This is a genomic window from Bradyrhizobium sp. STM 3843 (assembly GCF_000239815.1).
Taxonomy (GTDB): Bacteria; Pseudomonadota; Alphaproteobacteria; order Rhizobiales; family Xanthobacteraceae; genus Bradyrhizobium.
Map to the genome: position 1 here is coordinate 69,145 of NZ_CAFK01000315.1, position 18,653 is coordinate 87,797.

Genomic DNA, 18,653 nt, shown 5'->3' on the forward strand with positions numbered 1-18,653 from the left:
ACGCGATGCACCTTTGATGCACTGCAACAAGCGATGCAACACTGTGGGAACCCAAGGCATGCGCGTTCTGATCGTCGATGATCATCCCATTGTCGCATCTGGCTGCCGCGCCGTGCTCTCGGGCGAGGCGGATGTGGTGCTGCTCGAAGCCTCGGACGCCGAAAGCGGTGAGCAGGCCTTCCTTGCCGAGCGCCCGGAGGTTTCCGTCATCGACATCAACCTGCCGACCGTCTCGGGCTTCGAACTCGCACGCCGCATCCTCGCGCACGAGGCGGGTGCGCGGCTGATCATGTTCAGCATGAACGACGATCCGGCTTTCGCGGCACGTGCCATCGACGTCGGCGCCAAGGGGTATGTCTCCAAGAGCGGCGATCCCAACGATCTGGTCGAGGCGATCCGCCAGGTCGGGCGCGGCGAGACCTATCTGCCGCCCGCGATCGCGCGCAGCATCGCCTTTGCCGGCCCGACCTTTGCGCAGAGTCCGCTTGCGAAGCTCAATCCGCGCGAGATGGAGATCCTGCGGCTGCTCAGCGCCGGCAAGAGCCTGTCGGAAATCGCCTGGCTCATTCAGTCCTCCTACAAGACCGTCGCCAACACCGCCTCGATCATTCGTCACAAGCTCGGGGTGAAAACCTCCGGCGAGTTGGTCCGTCTCGCGATCGCGCATGGCGTCGGCTGATCCACGCGGCCGCCCTCCCCTCACAGGATATTAACGATGACGCTTACGACGGTTTCCACCAACAAATCCCACGGCGGCACGCAGGGCGTCTACCGGCACACCAGCGCCGAAACCAAGACCGAGATGACCTTCTCGGTGTTCGTGCCGCCGCATGCCGAAGGCGCCAAGCTTCCCGTGGTCTGGTATCTGTCCGGCCTGACCTGCACGCACGCCAACGTCACCGAGAAGGGCGAATTCCGCGCCGCCTGCGCCGAGCTCGGCCTCGTCTTCGTCGCGCCCGACACCAGCCCGCGTGGCGAAGGCGTGCCCGGCGACGCAAATAACGCCTATGATTTTGGCCTTGGCGCCGGCTTCTATGTCGATGCGACGAAGGAGCCCTATGCGCGCAACTATCGCATGTGGAGCTACGTGACCGAGGAACTGCCGAGCGTGATCGCAACGCATTTCCCCATCGATTCCCGCCGTCAATCGATCATGGGCCACTCGATGGGCGGGCACGGTGCGCTGACCGTGGCGTTGCGCAATCCCGATCGCTATCGCGCGGCCAGCGCGTTTGCGCCGATCGTCGCACCCTCCCAGGTGCCGTGGGGCAACAAGGCGCTCGGTGGCTATCTCGGCGATGACAAGCAGGCCTGGCGCAAGCACGACGCCGTCGCGCTCATTGAAGACGGCGCGCGCTTCTCCGATCTCCTGGTCGATTATGGCGATGCCGACCAGTTCCTCAGCGAGCAGCTCCGGCCGCAGCTTTTGCAGGCCGCCTGCGAAAAGGCCAACATTCCGCTGCTGCTGCGCCGTCAGGAAGGCTACGACCACAGCTACTACTTCATCTCCACCTTCATGTGCGATCATCTGCGCTGGCACGCAGCACGGCTCGGCAGCTGAAGGCGTCTCGCGGCCAAAAAGCGGTGATCACCCGTGCCAACGGGTGATCACCATTTGCCAGCTCTTGGTTCACTGCGCCTGCGGCGCACCGTAGTTCGGCGCCAGCACCCGATTGCGGACCAGCCAATCCATCGTGCGGGACCAGGACTCGTCGGTATTGCCGCGCATGTCGGCACTCATCGCCGCAACCGGCGAGCCGGTGTGAACGTCACGCAGATAGATGTTCATGTTGAGGATGAGGTTGGAGACCTTCTGTACGACGCCGGTGATCTCGAGATCGGCCCCTAACTGCGCGGCCAGCTTGACGTCGCAGCCGCCGCAGGCCTGGAGATTGCTGTTGTGCGCGGCATCCCTGACCGGGCCGAGATCGACCACGCGATATCGGCCGGACTGCTCCAGCGCCTGGCGCAGCTGCTCCGCTGCCCGGGCCATGCGCGCCGCCTCGTCCTGCCGGGGTCCCTGCACCTCGCCCTGCAGGCTGGTATCGATCAGTTCGAAGTCGAAGACCACGACCTTCGGCGGCTCGGCGCGCAGCGGGCCGCGGCGAGCAGCATCAACAAAGTCAATAAGGCGGCCAATTTCACGGTCGTGATCCGAAATAGCGTCGTGCAAACGAAAGTGGGGTTGCAAGCTAGGCCAATTCGTTCATCTTGCAAGGAGAAACGCTCCAGGAGAAGCGAGGGAACATTGGGAGGACCTGCAATCCGGTTGCTGATCGGCGCGATCAGCCTTGCCGCCTTTGCAACATCTGCCGTGGCGGCGGAGCCGGTCGACATCGCGATCGGTTACCTCGGTCGGGCAACCGTGCCGCAAACCTTGTCACCGGTCGACCAGCCGGCCGCGGACGACGGAGTCGCCGGCGCAAGGCTCGCGATTGAGGACAACAACACCACTGGCAAGTTTCTCAACCAGCGCTTCACGCTGCTCGATCGCCGTGTGAAGGATGAGGAAGATCCTGCGCAAGCTGCCAACGATCTTGCCACCAAGGCCAGCTTCATCCTGGCCAACCTGCCCGCCGAGGCGTTGTTGAAGGTTGCGGACGCATTGCGCGCGCGCAGCGTCACGCTGCTCAATGTCGGTGCCACCGACGACCGCCTGCGCGAGCAGGACTGCCGCGCCAACGTGATCCATGTCGCGCCAACTCGCTCCATGCTCGCCGACGGTCTCGCGCAATATCTGGTGTGGAAGCAGTGGAAGCGCTGGCTACTGGTGACCGGCTCACACGACAACGACAAGTTGTTCGCCGATGCGTTGCGCCGCGCCGCCACCCGTTTCGGCGCCAAGATCGTCGAGGAGCGCACATTCGAGGACACCGGCGGCGCACGCCGCACAGATAGCGGCGTCACCCTGATCCAGCGGCAGATGCCGGTGTTCACGCAGCGGGCTCCGAGCTATGACGTGCTGGTCGCGGCCGACGAGAGCGAGGTCTTTGCCTCCTATTTGCCCTACCGGACCTGGGATCCGCGCCCGGTGGCCGGCTCGGCCGGACTGAAGCCAACCAGCTGGGACCCTGCGCAGGACCAGTGGGGCGCAACGCAGCTGCAGAACCGCTTCGTGAAGCTGGCGTCGCGTCGCATGAACGCGCTGGACATGCAGGCCTGGACGGCCGTGCGGATGATCGGCGAAGCGGCCTCGCGCACCAACTCAGGCGATGCCAAGGCGCTGAGCGACTTCATCAAGGGACCGAACTTCTCGATCGCCGCCTTCAAGGGCACGCGACTGACCCTGCGCGACTGGAACCTGCAGCTTCGCCAGCCCATTCTCTTGGCCGACGGGCGCATGATCGTCTCGGTCTCGCCGCAGGAGGGCTTCCTGCACCAGTTCTCCGAGCTCGACACGCTCGGCGTCGATCGCCCCGAAACGAAATGTAAATTGCAGTGAGGCGTATTCCGAAGATGTCGGCCAACAAGTTCGTTGCAACATGCATCTCGACCTCACTGGCTGGGGCGCTGTGGCTCGCGCCAACCGCGCCCGTGTCCGCTTTCGTCGCCTATATCTCCAACGAGAAGGGCAATACGGTCTCCGTGATCGACACCGACAGCTGGACCGTCACCAAGACCATCAAGGTCGGGCAGCGGCCGCGCGGCATCGAGTTCACCCGCGACGGCAAGTTCGTCATGGTCGCGGTCGGCGACGACGACACGATCCAACTGATCGATACCAAGACGCAGGAGGTGACGGACACCCTGCCCTCCGGTCCGGATCCCGAGCTGTTCACCCAGGACGCCGCCGGCAAGACGCTTTACGTCGCCAATGAGAACGACAACACAGTCACCGTGATCGACCTGCAGAAGCGCGCGCGCATCGGCGACGTCCAGGTCGGGGTCGAGCCCGAGGGCATGACCGTCAGCCCTGACGGCAAGTTCCTGATCTGTACGTCCGAGACCACCAACATGGCGCATTTCATCGACACCGGAACGCGCCAGATCGTCGCCAACGTGCTGGTGGATGCACGGCCGCGCTTCGCCGAGTTCAAGCAGGATGGGTCTGAACTCTGGGTCTCCGCCGAGATCGGCGGGACGGTCTCGATCATCGATCCGGCCAAACGCGAGGTGACCGGCAAGATCAAATTCGCCATTCCCGGCCTGCGCAGCGAGGCGATCCAGCCAGTCGGGATCAGCATCACCAAGGATGGCAAGACCGGCTTTGTCGCGCTCGGCCCGGCCAACCGCGTCGCGGTCGTCGACGCCACCAGCCATGAGGTCAAGAAATACCTGCTGGTCGGTCAGCGCGTCTGGCACTTGGCGTTCACGCCGGACGAAAAATATCTCATGGTGACCAATGGCGTCTCCAACGACGTTTCCGTCATCGACGTCGCCGCGCAGAAGGTGATCAAGACCATCCAGGTCGGCGAATTGCCCTGGGGCATCACGATTGCACAGCCATGATGACGCGCGACGCTTCAGCCCTTGACCAAAGATCCAATGCTGGGGAGCAGCCCGCGCAAGGCACTGTTCCTGCGCTCTCGATCGCCGGCGTCAACCATTCATACGGGGCGCGCAAGGCGCTGAACGATGTCAGCTTCGATGTGCAGCCCGCAAGCTTCACGGCACTTCTGGGGCTCAACGGCGCCGGCAAGAGCACGCTGTTCTCGCTGATCACGCGGCTGTTCGCCGTTCAAAGCGGACACATCAGCATCTTCGGTCATGACATCGGCAAGGCACCGAGCGAGGCCTTACGGCTGCTCGGGGTCGTGTTCCAGCCGCGCACGCTCGATCTCGATCTGTCGCTGATGCAGAACCTGCTCTATCACGCCGCCCTGCACGGCATCTCGCGCCGTGATGCACGCGTGCGTGCTGACGAGCTGTTGGCCCGGATCGGGCTGTCCGATCGGGCCGGCAACAAGGCGCGCGATCTATCAGGCGGGCAGATGCGGCGACTCGAGATTGCCCGGGCACTATTGCACCGGCCACGACTCCTGCTGCTCGATGAGCCGACCGTCGGCCTCGACGTCAAGGCACGGTCCGACATCGTCGACCATGTCCGGCAGCTGGTCGCAGACCAAGGCATTGGCGTGCTCTGGGCCACCCATCTGTTCGACGAGATTGCGCCGAGCGATGATCTCGTCGTGCTGCATCAGGGACGCGTGCTCGCGCATGGCCCCGTGCAGCGCGTCGTCTCCGAATCCGGCGCCTCGGACCTCAACGCCGCGTTTGCGCGTCTGACCACGCAGGCGAGCCCGGCACGGAGTCCGGAACCATGAGCACCACCACCTTCAATCCGTCGCGGAGCGGCTTCTCGGTCGGCGAATACATCACGTGCCTGACCGGGATCGTCTGGCGCGAGGGCCTGCGCTTCCTGCATCAGCGCGAGCGCTTCGTCTCGGCATTGGTGCGGCCGCTGGTCTGGCTGTTCATTTTTGCCGCCGGTTTCCGGCAGGTGCTCGGCATTTCCATCATCCCGCCCTACGAGACCTACATCCTCTACGAGGTCTATATCGCGCCCGGCCTGATGGCGATGATCCAGCTGTTCAACGGCATGCAGTCTTCGCTGTCGATGGTGTATGATCGCGAGATGGGCAACATGCGCACGCTGCTGGTGAGCCCGCTGCCGCGCTGGTACCTTCTGTTCTGCAAGCTGCTTGCGGGCACCGCGGTCTCGGTGCTGCAGGTCTATGCGTTCCTGGTGATCGCCTGGTTCTGGGACATTACGCCGCCGCCGATCGGTTACTTGACCGTGCTGCCGGCGCTGATCCTGTCCGGCCTGATGCTCGGCGCCCTGGGCATGCTGATCTCCTCGGGCATCAAGCAACTCGAGAACTTCGCCGGCGTGATGAACTTCGTCATCTTTCCGATGTTCTTTGCATCCTCCGCGCTCTATCCGCTCTGGCGAGTCGAGGAAGGCAGCCCGTGGCTCGCCTATGTTTGCGAGGCCAATCCGTTCACGCACGCGGTCGAACTCATCCGCTTTGCGCTCTACGGCAAGATAAACTGGATCTCGCTCGCCGTGGTCGCCGGCTGCACGGCCGCTTTCATGATCGGGGCGATCCTTGCCTACGATCCGTCGCGCGGCTTCGTCCGGCGCGCACCAGGAGGCGAAACATGAGCCGGCGGTTTCTGATTGCAGTGGCGTTTGCATCGCTCGCTTCGACGGGAGCGGCGGTCGCTGCCGACCCGCGCTATCCGGACTGGCCCTGCCAGCAGGCCAAGGTGCCGGAGATTTCGGTCGCCGCCGTCTGGACCGGGCCGTCACTCGACGATGTCGGCACCAGCTGGAAAGACGACCCCAAGGTTTCCGCATTGGTGAGCAAGCTGGCAGCACGACGCACCCCGATGGAAGAGGCGCAGAAGGACATCGCGGATTTCCTCACCGGACCGCCCGACGAGAAGACCCGCAAAGGCAAGCTGCTGTTCGCCGGGCTGTTCGACACGCTGAATGCGCAACGGACCTCGGTCATGAACGGGCTCGAGCGCACGATGCGCAGGCAGCGCGAGGCGGTCGACAAAGTCAGAGCCGATACGACCACGCTGCAGGAGCTGCAGAGTTCGGCCTCGCCTGATCAGGCGAAGGTCGATGACCTCAGCAATCAGCTGACCTGGGAGACCCGCATCTTCGAGGACCGCCGGCGCGTGATGAAATTCGTCTGCGAAGTGCCGACCGCGATCGACCAGCGCCTGTTCGCGCTCGCGCGCGAGATCCAGCAGGATATGGAGTAGTTGGCCGTAGGTTGCTCTCCCCGCAAGCGGGCCGAGATTGGGCCGACCTGCTGAAATCAAGACGTGCCCTGTACGTCTCAGCGAATGCTAGCCCAGCCCACTCACTCCTCCGGCCGCGGCTCGGGCTGCACGTCGGCGAGCGGCAGATCAGCGGCGGCCCAGCCGTCCGTGCCTTCGGGATACCAGGCAACGTTCGTATAACCATAGGACAGCGCACGCTTGGCCGCGTTCCACGACATCCAGCAATCGGCCAGGCAGTAGAACACCAGAAACCTCGCCCGGTCGCCGCCGGACACCCGATCGAGCCCGCGCTTCAAATAGTCCTCGGTTGCGGCTGCGAGAATGCCGTAGCCGGTATCGGGCAGCCAGATGCTGCCGGGAATGTCGCGCCGCGGCTGGTCGCGCCAGACCGTGCCTGCAGGCAGGCTCTTCGGCTTGGGCGGACGCGGCAGCACGTCGATGAAGGCGCCCGATTTCGCGTGCCAGATCGCTTCGGCTTCGTCCGTCGAGAGCACGCGCGCGCCGGCCAGCGTCGCTGGCACCGGCGCGCGATAGCTTTCCGTGCGATAGCCCTCGGGCTCGCGCACGCGATCATCTGCATGCGCTGCGGCGCTCAGCAGCAGGACGGTCAAGACGATGTAGAGCCGCCGGCCGCTCATGGCGACTTGGTCGCCGCCTCCGCGGTGATCTGATGATTGCTCTCATCCAGGAGCGGTACGCCGTACCCGAGCAGGATCTTGTTGATCTCCGGCTGGCTCTCCTGGATCAGCTTGTTGAGCTGCCGCCGCCAGTTCTGATCCGCGGCGCGCACGCCCATGGCAATACGATAGACCAGTTTCGGTCCCGAGGTCTCGTTGACCAGCGGCGTCACATGCAAAGGCGGGCTCGCCTGCCTGGCGTAATAGCCGGCCATCGGGCCCCACAGCACACCGGCATCAATATTGCCGGATTTCAGATCGTTGATCATGGCTTCCGCCGAGGAATCGACGCGGGTGTCGATCATCAACGGATAGGGCTTTGCTGTCGTCATCAGGCCGGCCAATGCCATATTGGTCGCCGGCGGCGTCCCTGCGACGATCCCGATATGCTTGCCTTTCAGCTTGTCGTCTTCCAGCGTGGCGACGTCATCCAGATCGGAGCCCTGCCGGGTAACGATGGCATAGGAGGTTCGATAATAAGGACTGGTGCTCTGGACCAGATCGTCGCCTTGGGGAAATCCCATGATGACGTCGCAGCGATGCGAGCCGAGCGTCATCCGCACGAACCCCGTGGCCTGCGGAAAAAACGTATAATCGAGCTTCTTCTGCAGTTTCGCCGCGAACAGCTCCGCCAGCTTGTTTTCAAACCCCTCGCCCTTCTCGTCGGAGAACGGCATGTTGCGCGGATCGGCACAGACCCTCAGCACCTTGGGATCGACCAGTTCGATCGACAGATCGGTGCCATCGCTGCTTTGTGCCCGCGCCGCATATGGCGCGAGCAAAGTGATGATGGCCGCGACAGCCGGCAGAAAGCGGACATAGTTTTGACGTCTGATCATTCTTGTTTCCATCCCCGGTGAGGCGCATCCAAATATTTTGGAAAATGCTAGGCTGAGCGACGTTGCTACGCAACAGCCACTGTTATCGCGAAGATGTGACCTCTTGCTGCGCCGCAAACATCGCCGCACACATGTCACGGCAGGGGAAGGGAATGACGGGAATGGGATGATGGCTCGCCTCTCCGCCTGCTTGGCCGCCCTGCTCGCCATCGCGCTGACCAGCGGAGCTCGCGCGGAACAGCTGAAAATCGAAGTCAACGAGATCGCGCCGGGTGTGTACGTTCACATCGGCCAGATTGCGCTGATGACGACCGAAAACCAGGGCGACATCGCCAATGTCGGCTTCATCGTCGGCGATCAAGCGGTTGCCGTGATCGACACCGGCGGCAGCGTTCGCGAAGGACAAGAGCTCCTCGCCGCGATCCGCGCCCGCACCAACAAGCCGGTCCGCTACGTCATCAACACGCACGCCCATCCCGATCATGTGTTCGGCAATGCCGCCTTCGCGCAAGATGGGACGACGTTCGTCGGCGCCAAGAACCTGCCACGCGCCTTGGCCGCGCGCGGGCCCCATTATATCGAGGCCTTCAGGCAGATCATGGGCGCGGCGTTGATCGATCCCGTCCGCCTCATTCCCCCCACGACGCTGGTCGATGACAGCCTGTCTCTTGATCTCGGCGGTCGGACTATCGCGCTGAAGGCCTGGAATACCGCACATAGCGACTGCGACCTTACTGTCTATGACGAGCAGAGCCGGACCTTGTTTGCCGGCGATCTGGTTTTCCTGCGCCATATTCCGGTTGTCGATGGCAGCCTCCGCGGGTGGCTTGGCGATATGGCAATGCTGTCCGCGCTGCCGGCGCAGCGCGTCGTCCCTGGACACGGGCCGGTCAGCCCATGGCCGGCGGCGCTGGCGGATGAGCGCCGTTACCTCGACACATTGGCCACCGACATTCGGGGATTGATCACGCGCGGCAGCCCGATCGCCGAGGCCGCCACGGCGGCCGTGTCGGAACGGCCGAATTGGGCGTTGTTCGACGATTATCACGCACGCAATGCCACCGCGGCATTTTCGGAACTTGAATGGGAATGAACGCGATACCACGCTATATTGTGAGCTCACGTCACGACCTCCGGAGGAACGCGACATGACAGGCCTCAGTCTCTTTCGTGCGGCGCTGATCGGCGCTCTTCTCACGATCGCCTTCGCACCTGCGAAAGCCGACGAAACGCGCAACCAGAGCTATGATCCCTGGCCGGGCCTGGTGCAGGACATCTTCGCCAACCGGCCGATGAATGACGGCAGTGATGTGTTGGCGATCGAGATGCCGGTGCGCGCGGAAGATGCCTCGCTCGTTCCCGTCACCCTGCGCAGCAAGCTTGGTCCGGTCGACAGCCGCCGCATCAAGACGATCACTTTGGTGATCGACCAGAACCCGGCGCCGATGGCCGCGAAGTTCACGCTCGGCTCCGACGCCAATGTGACGGCGATTTCTACGCGGGTGCGTGTCAACAGCTATACCAACGTGCACGCGGTCGCCGAACTGAGCGACGGCCAGCTTTATGTGATCAAGACCTATGTGAAGGCGTCCGGCGGCTGCTCGGCACCGGCTGCGAAGAATCCCGACGAAGCCAAGGCCCATATCGGCCAGATGCGCTATCGCCAGTTCGCGCAGGCCGCGGACGGCGCATCGAGCGGCATGCGCGAAGCGCAGATCATGATCGGGCACCCCAACAATTCCGGGCTCCAGATGGACCAGCTGACCCAGCTGTACATTCCGGCCTTCTTCATCGATCAGCTGCAGCTGTCAGAGGATGGCAATCTCGTGCTCGCGATGGAGGGCGGAATCTCGATCTCGGAAGATCCGAACATCCGCTTCACTTACGTCTCGAACGGCGCCAAGCGGTTCCGCGCCGAGGCCAAGGATACCCAGGGCCACGTGTTCGAGCACGAATGGCCGGTCGACGGCTCAGGCACCTGAGGGAGGCGCGGGACGCGTCAGAAACACCGGACTTCCGCTTCGGCCTGCGCTCGGCGGAGATCGTTGAGCGCATTTGCGGCCTGTTCAGAGGTTCGAAACTCCGAGCCAAGCGTGCTACGCACCTGCGACATGCTCAGCACGGTTTCGGCGGTGACATAGCGCTCGTAAGGAAGGATCGAAGCGATCACGTCGATGGAGCAGGAGCACTGCTCGATCGACTGGCGGGTTTCGCCGTTGGCCTTCATGCAGCCGAAGACATATTCGGCCCGCGCCGAGGTCGGATAATCGTTGAGATCCTCGGCACGCGCGGCCGCAACCATCCCGATCACGACGGTCAATACAGCGACAATCGGTCGTAGTGAGATAGTCGACATCAGGATGATCCTCCGCGGCACTTATGTGAAGCTATGCTATGAGTGGTGATCTGAAAAGACGATCTCCAAGGAAACGGCTCACGGCCTCATGAAGCAAGTTCTTCGTCTATTGGTTGGCATTTTCATCTGCGTGATCGTCCCGGTCTCGGCATGCTGCGCCGCCGATACGATCAAGGTTGCAGTGCAAAAGACCGGGACGTTCGCCTGGGAATTGGCTGTCATCCGGTCCCACGGTCTCGACAAGCAGGCAGACCTCGCAATCGACGCGGTCGAACTCGCGAGCCCCGAAGCAGGCAAGATCGCGCTGCGCGCGGGCAATGCCGACCTCATGGTCTCGGACTGGCTCTGGGTGTCGCGCGAGCGTGCGTTGGGCGCGAGGCTGCAATTCTCTCCCTACTCGAGCGCGCTCGGCGCCATCATGATCCCCCCATCTTCGCCAATCCGGACACTGGCGGATTTGAAAGGCCGCAAGCTCGCGGTGGCCGGCGGACCACTCGACAAGAGCTGGCTGTTGCTGCAGGCCGCCGCCAAGCGGGACGGATTGGATCTGAAGTCGCAGGCGACGATCACCTATGGCGCGCCGCCTTTGCTCGCGGCGAAATTGTCCGAAGGCGAAATGGACGCCGGCATCAACTACTGGAATTTCTGTGCCGCGCTCGAAGCCAAGGGTTTTCGCCGCCTGATCGGTATCGAAGACCTGCTGCCGCGATTCGGCGCCAAGGGCCGGGTCGCGATGGTCGGCTATGTCTTCGACGAGGACTGGGCCAAGGCGCATCGGGAGCTTGTGGCCCGCTTCCTGGAGGTAACCGCAAAGGCCAAGGACATCCTCGCCAGTTCCGACGCCGAATGGGACGCGATCGCGCCGCTCACCGGTGCGGCTGACGCGGCGACCCTGCACGCCTATCGCGATCGTTACCGCGACGGTATTCCGCGGCGGACAGTCGGCGACGAAGAAGCGGATGCCCGCGTGCTCTATCGCGTCTTGGCCGAGATCGGCGGGCGCGATCTGGTCGGACCCGCAGAGCAGCTCAGCCCCGGCACCTACTACAATCCCGATCCGAGGGACTGAGGTGCTGCGGCTGGCATCCATTGCGCTGTTGCTCGCCATTTGGTGGATCGCAGCCGCACTCGGCGGTAGCGGCAAGCTGCCGCCGCCCTCGAGCGTGCTCGCGGTCATGATCACAGAAGCCAGGTCCGGCGCGTTGTTTCTGCATCTCGGCGCGACGCTCGCCCGTGTCATGCTAGCCTTCACGCTCGCAATGGCCCTGGGCTCTGCGATCGGGTATCTGATGGGCCGGGTCAGGCTCGCCGATCGCCTCGGCGATCCCTGGCTGATCCTGCTGCTCAACTTGCCGGCGCTGGTGGTGATCGTGCTCGCTTACATCTGGGCAGGACTGACCGAGGTCGCAGCCATCAGCGCCATTGCCATCAACAAATTGCCGACCGCCGTCGTGACCTTGCGCGAAGGCGCCCGTGCGCTCGATCCATCGCTGGATGAGATGGCGAAATTGTTCGTGTTTTCGCGCTGGCGCAGCTTTCGCCACCTGCTGCTGCCGCAGCTGGCGCCCTACATCGCGGCCGCTGCGCGGTCGGGCCTGTCCTTGGTCTGGAAGATCGTGCTGGTTGCAGAACTGCTGGGGCGGCCGAACGGCGTCGGCTTCGAGATCGGTGTCGCCTTCCAGCTGTTCGATATTCCGCTGCTGCTGGCCTATTCCTTGAGCTTTGCGGCGGTCGTGCTCGTGATCGAGAGCTTACTCGTGCAGCCATTTGAGCGGCGCGCATCCCGGTGGCGGCTTCGTGCGGCTTGAGGTCGATATCATCAGCAAGAGCTTCACGAGCGCCGCCGGCAAACGGCATGAGGTGCTCGCGGCCATCGAATTCGTGCTTGATTCCGGCGAAGTCGGCGTCGTGGTCGGACCATCCGGCTGCGGCAAGAGCACGATGCTGCGGATCCTTGCCGGGCTCGACCATGATTTCGCAGGCCATATTTCTCGCCCCGAGGGTGCCCGGCTCGCGATGGTATTTCAGGAGCCGCGGCTGTTGCCCTGGCGATCGGTTGAACAAAATGTCCGGCTGGCGGCGCCCGAGATCGAAGCGGCGAAACTCGACGCCATCTTTGCCGTGCTCGAATTGAGCGCGCATCGCGAGCATTACCCGGGCGAGCTGTCGCTCGGCCTTGCCCGGCGGGTGGCCATCGCACGCGCCTTCGCGGTCGAGCCCGACTTTCTGATCCTGGACGAACCGCTGGCGTCGCTCGACGACGCCCTGGCCGCGCGCCTGCGCGAGGAGATCGCGTCACTCGTGGGCAGTCGACCGATGATCACCTTGCTCGTCACGCATAGCCTCGACGACGCGGCGCGGCTCGGCGACCGGCTGTTCTTTCTGTCCTCGCGCCCGGCCCGGCTGCTCCATACGGTCCCGATCGAGACGCCGCGTGCAGCCCGAACGGACGAGGTGATCATGGCGATCAAAGCCGATCTGGCGCGCTTGAATGTTGCGGGATCGTGACGTGCGCTGATCATGACAGGCCAACAAGAACGAGAGCTCGGAGGACGTGATGCCAAGGACGCTGATAGTCGCTGCAGCCTTATCTTTGACGGTGCCCAGCGCCCTGCTCGCGCAGGGCAAGGGCATTCGGCTGTGGAATCTGACCACAGCAACCATCACCGGGTTTCAGCTGTCGCCGGCGGGTCAGAATAATTGGGGTCCCAACCAGACGCTCAACGATAAGGACAAGGAGGTGGACCACGACGAGCGGCTGCGACTCACCGGCATCGAGCCCGGGCGTTACGACGCCAAGGTCAGCTATGCCGGGTCGAAGCAGTGTGTCGTACGCGATATCGAGATCAAGGCCGATGCGGTCGTCTCGATCGCCGACAAGGATCTGAAGGACTGCACGAACTGAGATCGAATGCGCCCGACACGGCTCGCTGCTTACGCCTTGTCATTGCTATGAGGATATTCGCAGCGCCACTTCACCGCGGTCCATTTCGGGTGTTCGCCGATCCATTGCGCGATATAGGGCGGTGCCTGCATTGCGCATTGGCGCAGCGAGCCGCCGTCGGTGAACACGAGGTGCGTCTCTTCGCAGGTGGTCGGCGAAAGAACGGCGCAGATGGTGATGACGAGATCGATCGGGCTCATGTCTGCAATCCTTGGAACCAACCATATTCTATACTGGAATACGATTTGGAGGCGATCGGGTTTCTAACTGCTCACGGAATCAGGACTCAAAGACCGGACGCAACCTGAAATCAGAAACCAAGGCCAAAGATACTCCGGGCTCGGCGACGCTCAAGACTGGTGAGATCGGAGCCGCCAGGGCGGGCAACGGCGACGCCCCCAGGCCTGCCCTGCCCCAGGCCAATATCAGGCGTGACCGCTCAAAGAGCTAAACATTGGCGGTCAGGCTCGACGAATAGGCCTGAGTTCGTGCCGATCGATAATTTCTGCATTGAAGTCGGCAGCCGCAACGTATCACAGATCCGCGATCCACGGCCAGCGCGCGGGCGCTTGATCCACACCGCGAGGACTGCGAAGGTAGCGACCATTACAACCTAAAATCAAATGGGAGGATGAACGGATGGCGAAGGTTCTCGTGCTGTATAAGACACCCAAGAGCGCCGAAGCGTTCGACAAGCACTATGCGGATGTTCACATCCCGCTGGCCAAGAAAATCCCGGGTCTCAAGGCCTATGACATCAGCCGCGGCGCGGTTGCCGCACCGGGGGGCTCGAGCAGCCTGCATCTCGTTGCGACGCTGACGTTCGATACGATGGACGCGTTGAAAGCCGGGATGGGATCGGCAGAGGGCAAAGCTGCCGCCGCAGATCTTTCGAATTTCGCCGATGGCGGCGTCGATCTCTACTTCTTCGACAACCAGAACGCCTGACACTCGAGCGCGGGATCGCCAAACGAAATCTGCCAAGCCGTCTTGAACCGGTCAGGTTCGATCAGGCTTGGCAGACCCGCTTAGACGCTACTTGCAGGTATCACTTGCGCGCTGCGCAGGCATACATGTTGATTTCCATGCCCACCGGCACTTCGACAATTTTCGGAGTTCTCCAGGCCATTTCAAGCTCCCAAGTTCACGCTGTCATTGCTGGCGCGATGCTCACGCCGGGCTTGAAGCTAGGGCCGCATTTGGGCGAACGCAAGTCTGGCACCCTCACGATGATTGATAGTCCAAATCGGAGAGCCGCATTATCGTAACAACTGCAAGAGCTTGCGGCCCGCTGGCGTCGCCAATTCCTTGGCATCGAGGGTTCCGTCGTTGTCGGTGTTGGCCGCGTTGAACCGCTCCGTCACCACGGCGAGGTACTCGTCCAGGGTAAGCGTGCCGTCATGGTCGGGGTCGGCCGCTTTCAGATCCTTGCGGGCCAACCTGCCGTGCAGTTCGCGGGCGTCGAGCGTCCCCTCGTGGTCCATGTCCAGCTTTGCGAATGCGGCCGCGGCGGCCTTCTTGGCTTCCTGAAGGTCAAGGGTTCCGTCATTATCAGTATCAAATAGCTTGACCGGGTCCGCCTTGTGTGGCGCCGCCTGCACCGGCAAACCTGCACACATCAAAACGATCGCGGACGACGCAAGCGCGTAACGCAACATCATAGCTCATCTCCATTAGTTTCCGCGCGTCGGTGTTGTCACGAACGCAGGATTTCATGTCGCAGCATCTGCTATGATCGTGTCAGCGCGAGGGAGGTGCCGTCAAGGGCCGCGGCGGGCGCGCGCCTTCGCAACCGCGAGCTGCGATACAGATCGACAAACCTTCGGCTCCGCCGTTGAAGCCTCGGCCCTCGCAAGCTGAGCCCGCAGCGTGCGCTGCCCCTACGCACCGCCCGGCTGCACGTAGCAGAAGACGTACCGGTTGCGGCTGAGGAAGACGATGCCGTGGCCTGTGGGATTGCCTTTGTCCCATTTCATTTTGTTGACCGGGATCTCGATCTCGGTCCCGATGTCGATGTGCGGTCGGCCGCGCGGCTCATCGGGCCGATCATCCGTGATGACCGCATAGGTTTTGCCCTGCCGAACATGAATCTCGTCGGCGAAATAGGCGTCAGCCTCGCCGCAGCATGGCGCGGTCGGGACATCGGGCTGCATCAAGGCCTGATACCATTCGCGCAGCGCCGGATCGACTGCGCCCCATTGGCCGAGATCACGCGCACTCGCAACTCCACCGAGGCAACTGACCACACCGAGCCAAAGGATCGTCCATCTCATCCACTTTCTCCTCTGCTTCTCCGGCAGGTTTGAGAAAGCAAGCTTCATGCCGCACTGCAGCATATTGGTGGTATTATCAATGCCATGACGTTCTCTCATGAACGCAATGCGTTAGAGCTGCGGGCACAGCTAGAGCCGCAGGCAGAAGCGAATCAGAACATCGCTGCCGACCGCGAATTTGCGGCACGCGTTTTCGTGTTGACGCGTTTTTGGTTTCGGGCAGAGTGTTGCCCATGCAGCGTCAGAATAGGCGCGCAGAAAAAAGCTCGGGAGGAAATGAATGAAACGGATTGCGCTGGCCGCTGGCCTCGCGATGTGTGCATCGTTTGGCGCAAACGCACAGACCGCCGATCAGTTGGTCAAGGGTGCGACAGATACCTCAAACGTTCTCAACTACGGGATGGGCTACAACCTGCAACGGTTCAGCCCGCTCACGCAGATCAACAAGGACAGCGCCAAGAATCTCGTCCCGGTCTGGAATTACAGCTTCGCCGACGACCGCAGCGAGGAGTCGCAGCCGCTGGTGTATCAGGGCGTCATCTACGTCACGACGCACAACGCGACGATGGCGATCGATGCCAAGACCGGCAAGCAGATCTGGAAAAGCAAGATCGAATATCCGACCGAGACTCCGCGAATCGTCTGCTGCGGCATCATCAATCGTGGCGCGGCCCTGTTCGACGGCAAGGTCTTCCGCACGACGCTCGATGCCAATGTGATCGCGCTCGACGCCAAGACCGGCAAGGAGCTATGGCGGCAGAAGGCGGCCGATATCAAGGAAGGCTATTCGATGACGGTGGCGCCGCTGGTTGCCGACGGCGTCGTGCTGACCGGTATTTCGGGTGCGGAATTCGGCACCCGCGGCTTCATCGACGGCTGGGACCCCGCGACGGGTAAGCATTTGTGGCGCACCCATACTGTGCCCTCGCCGGACGAGCCCGGCGGCGACACCTGGAAGGGCGACACCTGGAAGCTCGGCGGCGGCTCGACCTGGATCACCGGCTCCTACGATCCTGAGCTGAACACCGTCTATTGGGGCATCGGCAATCCCGGCCCGTTCAACGCGGCCGTGCGTCCCGGCGACAACCTCTACACCTGCTCGGTGCTGGCGCTCGACCCGAAGACCGGCAAGATCAAGTGGCACTATCAGTTCTCGCCGAACAACCCGTTCGACTACGACTCGGTCGCCGAGATGGTGCTCGCTGACATCAATGTCGAAGGCAAGCCCACCAAGGTGCTGATGGACGCCAACCGCAACGGCTTCTTCTATGTGCTCGATCGCACCAACGGCAAGCTGCTGGCGGCCAATCCTTACGTGAAGGTCAACTGGGCCTCCGGCATCGACATGACAACCGGAAAGCCGATCGAGACCGATGTCACGCGGGATGCGCGCGAGGGCAAGAAGGTCGTGGTCTTTCCGTCGATTCTTGGCGGCAAGAACTGGGAGCCGATGTCGTTCAACCCGCAGACCGGATTGGCTTACGCCAACACGCTGGTGTTCGGCGGCCACTACAAGACGGAGCCCGCGACCTACAAGGCCGGCGAATGGTATCTCGGCATGGACCTGACCGACCTCTGGGAATGGGGCAATGGTCCGCGTGGCCAACTCAAGGCAATCGATCCCCTGACCGGCAAGACCAAGTGGGAGCAGCCGAGCGATATTCCGCGCTTCTCCGGCGTGTTGTCGACCGCCGGCGGCGTCGTCTTCTCCGGCCAGCTGACCGGCGAGTTCGAAGCCTTCGACGCCGACAGCGGCAAGAAGCTGTGGCAGTTCCAGACCGGTTCCGGCATCGAAGGCCAGCCGGTGACGTGGCAGCAGGACGGCGTGCAGTACGTCGCTGTGACCTCGGGCTACGGCGGCGTCTACTCGCTGTTCTCCGGCGACGAGCGCCTGGCCAATGTCCCGGCGGGTGGCTCGCTCTGGGTCTTTGCGGTCAAGAACTAAGCGTGGAATGCTCGTGAAGACGAATGCGTTCATGTGGGCGGCGGCGCAATGCGCCGCCGTCGCGGTACTCGTGGCCTCGCTATCGACGGCCGCGATCGCCCAGCAACAGGATGGCGGCGACGCGCACGCCAAGATCGACCAGGGCAAGATGACCTTTGCCCAGAAATGTTCGCACTGCCATGGCCCCAACATGGTCAATGCGGGCACCATCACACCTGACCTGCGCCGATTTCCGGATGATGAGCCACGCTTCGTCACGACGGTGAAGCAGGGCAAGAATGGCCGTATGCCGCCGTGGGGCGATATTCTCAGCGACGACGATATCGCAGCACTCTGGGCCTACGTGTCGAGCCGGAGGGCGCAATGAAGCCATGGCGCGCGGCTTATGCGGCCGCCCTGGTCCTTGCGACGACGGCGGCGCATGCGGCTGACCCGGCGTTACGCGTATGCCTGGACGAGGATCTGCCCCCGCTCTCGGTTCATCACCGCGGCAAGCCCGGAAGCGGCTTCGATGTCGCGCTGGCGCAGGCTGTCGCCGATCGCTTGGGCCGTCCGTTGGAGATCCAGTGGTTCGAGAGCAAGCTTGACGAGGACTCGAGCCCCGCGCTCGAAGCCAATGCGTTGTTGTCCGATGGCCGTTGCGGGCTGGTCGGCAGTTACGCCTTGACGCAGGACGCGTTGGTCGCGCCCGGTGTGAAGACCGCGAAGCTGCCCGACTTCGATGGCGCTACCCGGGAAGATCGACGGCGACGGGTGGCACTCGGCGTGCTCAGGCCGAGCAAGCCCTACATGTTCTCGTCCCTCACCGTGGTGCTGGGTCCCGATGAGAAGCAGCGGCCGATTGCCGGGATCGGCGATCTCGCTGGCCTGCGCATCGCGAT

24 protein-coding genes and 1 pseudogene are annotated in these 18,653 nt (G+C 62.9%); 17 read left to right on the forward strand and 8 right to left on the reverse strand.

All coding sequences use genetic code 11. The features are described 5' to 3' along the window. Window positions 1-58: 58 nt before the first annotated feature. Both BRAS3843_RS34560 and fghA read left to right on the forward strand, forming a co-directional pair. Window positions 59-679, forward strand: a complete 621-nt coding sequence (locus BRAS3843_RS34560) for a response regulator transcription factor (protein ID WP_008973890.1) — start codon at window positions 59-61, stop codon at window positions 677-679. 36 nt (window positions 680-715) lie between these two features. Next, a complete protein-coding gene (gene fghA, locus BRAS3843_RS34565; RefSeq protein WP_008973891.1) occupies window positions 716-1,561 on the forward strand; it encodes an S-formylglutathione hydrolase in 846 nt (281 codons plus the stop codon). Between the two features lie 69 nt (window positions 1,562-1,630). On the opposite strand, the gene BRAS3843_RS34570 is transcribed toward fghA, so the two are convergent. After that, window positions 1,631-2,128 (reverse strand): DUF3280 domain-containing protein, encoded by a 498-nt coding sequence (locus BRAS3843_RS34570; RefSeq protein WP_050886585.1) that lies wholly within the window; start codon window positions 2,126-2,128, stop codon window positions 1,631-1,633. 120 nt (window positions 2,129-2,248) lie between these two features. On the opposite strand from BRAS3843_RS34570, the gene BRAS3843_RS34575 reads away from it, so the two are divergent. From BRAS3843_RS34575 to BRAS3843_RS34595, 5 genes are read left to right on the forward strand one after another with little or no spacing between them, the layout of a single operon-like run. After that, window positions 2,249-3,442 carry an ABC transporter substrate-binding protein gene (locus BRAS3843_RS34575; protein ID WP_008973893.1) on the forward strand — a complete coding sequence of 398 codons (1,194 nt, stop codon included), beginning with the start codon at window positions 2,249-2,251 and terminating at the stop codon, window positions 3,440-3,442. Between the two features lie 14 nt (window positions 3,443-3,456). Next, window positions 3,457-4,449, forward strand: a complete 993-nt coding sequence (locus tag BRAS3843_RS34580; RefSeq protein ID WP_008973894.1) for a YVTN family beta-propeller repeat protein — start codon at window positions 3,457-3,459, stop codon at window positions 4,447-4,449. Then, complete coding sequence (locus BRAS3843_RS34585) at window positions 4,446-5,264, forward strand: ABC transporter ATP-binding protein (RefSeq protein ID WP_008973895.1); 819 nt, start codon at window positions 4,446-4,448, stop codon at window positions 5,262-5,264. The genes BRAS3843_RS34580 and BRAS3843_RS34585 overlap by 4 nt, the downstream gene beginning before the upstream one ends. After that, window positions 5,261-6,106 carry an ABC transporter permease gene (locus BRAS3843_RS34590; RefSeq protein WP_008973896.1) on the forward strand — a complete coding sequence of 282 codons (846 nt, stop codon included), beginning with the start codon at window positions 5,261-5,263 and terminating at the stop codon, window positions 6,104-6,106. The genes BRAS3843_RS34585 and BRAS3843_RS34590 overlap by 4 nt, the downstream gene beginning before the upstream one ends. After that, entirely contained in the window at window positions 6,103-6,717 is a 615-nt protein-coding gene (locus tag BRAS3843_RS34595; protein WP_008973897.1) for a hypothetical protein, read from the forward strand. The genes BRAS3843_RS34590 and BRAS3843_RS34595 overlap by 4 nt, the downstream gene beginning before the upstream one ends. A gap of 101 nt (window positions 6,718-6,818) precedes the next feature. Here BRAS3843_RS34595 and BRAS3843_RS34600 read toward each other — a convergent pair whose 3' ends face one another. Together BRAS3843_RS34600 and BRAS3843_RS34605 are read right to left on the reverse strand one after the other, a co-directional pair. Continuing rightward, complete coding sequence (locus tag BRAS3843_RS34600; RefSeq protein WP_008973898.1) at window positions 6,819-7,376, reverse strand: PQQ-dependent catabolism-associated CXXCW motif protein; 558 nt, start codon at window positions 7,374-7,376, stop codon at window positions 6,819-6,821. Beyond that, entirely contained in the window at window positions 7,373-8,254 is an 882-nt protein-coding gene (locus BRAS3843_RS34605; RefSeq protein ID WP_008973899.1) for a substrate-binding domain-containing protein, read from the reverse strand. Before BRAS3843_RS34605 ends, BRAS3843_RS34600 begins: the two co-directional genes overlap by 4 nt. Before the next feature lie 169 nt (window positions 8,255-8,423). On the opposite strand from BRAS3843_RS34605, the gene BRAS3843_RS34610 reads away from it, so the two are divergent. Continuing rightward, the gene (locus BRAS3843_RS34610; RefSeq protein ID WP_035983808.1) at window positions 8,424-9,347 is read left to right on the forward strand and encodes a quinoprotein relay system zinc metallohydrolase 2; all 924 of its coding nucleotides are present in this window, start codon (window positions 8,424-8,426) and stop codon (window positions 9,345-9,347) included. 55 nt (window positions 9,348-9,402) lie between these two features. After that, window positions 9,403-10,236, forward strand: a complete 834-nt coding sequence (locus BRAS3843_RS34615) for a quinoprotein dehydrogenase-associated SoxYZ-like carrier (RefSeq protein ID WP_008973901.1) — start codon at window positions 9,403-9,405, stop codon at window positions 10,234-10,236. A 17-nt stretch (window positions 10,237-10,253) separates the two neighbouring features. On the opposite strand, the gene BRAS3843_RS34620 is transcribed toward BRAS3843_RS34615, so the two are convergent. After that, complete coding sequence (locus tag BRAS3843_RS34620; RefSeq protein ID WP_085967068.1) at window positions 10,254-10,556, reverse strand: hypothetical protein; 303 nt, start codon at window positions 10,554-10,556, stop codon at window positions 10,254-10,256. Window positions 10,557-10,698: 142 nt separating this feature from the next. Between BRAS3843_RS34620 and BRAS3843_RS34625 the strand changes: the two genes are divergently transcribed. From BRAS3843_RS34625 to BRAS3843_RS34640, 4 genes are read left to right on the forward strand one after another with little or no spacing between them, the layout of a single operon-like run. Continuing rightward, window positions 10,699-11,679: an ABC transporter substrate-binding protein gene (locus tag BRAS3843_RS34625; protein ID WP_008973903.1), complete on the forward strand. Its 981-nt coding sequence runs from the start codon at window positions 10,699-10,701 to the stop codon at window positions 11,677-11,679. Between the two features lies 1 nt (window position 11,680). Then, the gene (locus BRAS3843_RS34630; RefSeq protein WP_008973904.1) at window positions 11,681-12,418 is read left to right on the forward strand and encodes an ABC transporter permease subunit; all 738 of its coding nucleotides are present in this window, start codon (window positions 11,681-11,683) and stop codon (window positions 12,416-12,418) included. Beyond that, window positions 12,408-13,118, forward strand: a complete 711-nt coding sequence (locus BRAS3843_RS34635; RefSeq protein ID WP_008973905.1) for an ATP-binding cassette domain-containing protein — start codon at window positions 12,408-12,410, stop codon at window positions 13,116-13,118. The genes BRAS3843_RS34630 and BRAS3843_RS34635 overlap by 11 nt, the downstream gene beginning before the upstream one ends. Before the next feature lie 49 nt (window positions 13,119-13,167). After that, window positions 13,168-13,515: a hypothetical protein gene (locus BRAS3843_RS34640; protein WP_008973906.1), complete on the forward strand. Its 348-nt coding sequence runs from the start codon at window positions 13,168-13,170 to the stop codon at window positions 13,513-13,515. A gap of 29 nt (window positions 13,516-13,544) precedes the next feature. Here the strand turns inward: BRAS3843_RS34640 and BRAS3843_RS34645 are convergent, their stop codons facing one another. Beyond that, window positions 13,545-13,754: a hypothetical protein gene (locus BRAS3843_RS34645; protein ID WP_008973907.1), complete on the reverse strand. Its 210-nt coding sequence runs from the start codon at window positions 13,752-13,754 to the stop codon at window positions 13,545-13,547. 439 nt (window positions 13,755-14,193) lie between these two features. Between BRAS3843_RS34645 and BRAS3843_RS34650 the strand changes: the two genes are divergently transcribed. Further along, complete coding sequence (locus tag BRAS3843_RS34650; protein ID WP_008973909.1) at window positions 14,194-14,502, forward strand: EthD family reductase; 309 nt, start codon at window positions 14,194-14,196, stop codon at window positions 14,500-14,502. A 100-nt stretch (window positions 14,503-14,602) separates the two neighbouring features. Here BRAS3843_RS34650 and pqqA read toward each other — a convergent pair whose 3' ends face one another. The 3 genes from pqqA to BRAS3843_RS34660 form a co-directional block, all read right to left on the reverse strand. Further along, complete coding sequence (gene pqqA, locus BRAS3843_RS40100; RefSeq protein WP_083841505.1) at window positions 14,603-14,683, reverse strand: pyrroloquinoline quinone precursor peptide PqqA; 81 nt, start codon at window positions 14,681-14,683, stop codon at window positions 14,603-14,605. 130 nt (window positions 14,684-14,813) lie between these two features. Next, the gene (locus BRAS3843_RS34655) at window positions 14,814-15,215 is read right to left on the reverse strand and encodes a calcium-binding protein (protein WP_008973910.1); all 402 of its coding nucleotides are present in this window, start codon (window positions 15,213-15,215) and stop codon (window positions 14,814-14,816) included. 219 nt (window positions 15,216-15,434) lie between these two features. Further along, on the reverse strand, window positions 15,435-15,827 hold the full coding sequence (locus BRAS3843_RS34660; protein WP_008973911.1) for a hypothetical protein: 393 nt from the start codon (window positions 15,825-15,827) through the stop codon (window positions 15,435-15,437). Window positions 15,828-16,107: 280 nt separating this feature from the next. On the opposite strand from BRAS3843_RS34660, the gene BRAS3843_RS34665 reads away from it, so the two are divergent. From BRAS3843_RS34665 to BRAS3843_RS34675, 3 genes and pseudogenes are all read left to right on the forward strand, one after another. Next, window positions 16,108-17,772 carry a methanol/ethanol family PQQ-dependent dehydrogenase gene (locus tag BRAS3843_RS34665; protein WP_008973912.1) on the forward strand — a complete coding sequence of 555 codons (1,665 nt, stop codon included), beginning with the start codon at window positions 16,108-16,110 and terminating at the stop codon, window positions 17,770-17,772. A gap of 31 nt (window positions 17,773-17,803) precedes the next feature. Further along, window positions 17,804-18,139 carry a cytochrome c gene (locus BRAS3843_RS34670; protein WP_035983812.1) on the forward strand — a complete coding sequence of 112 codons (336 nt, stop codon included), beginning with the start codon at window positions 17,804-17,806 and terminating at the stop codon, window positions 18,137-18,139. After that, window positions 18,136-18,653, forward strand: a pseudogene (locus BRAS3843_RS34675) (transporter substrate-binding domain-containing protein); the annotation flags it as partial. The gene BRAS3843_RS34670 and the pseudogene BRAS3843_RS34675, both read left to right, overlap by 4 nt.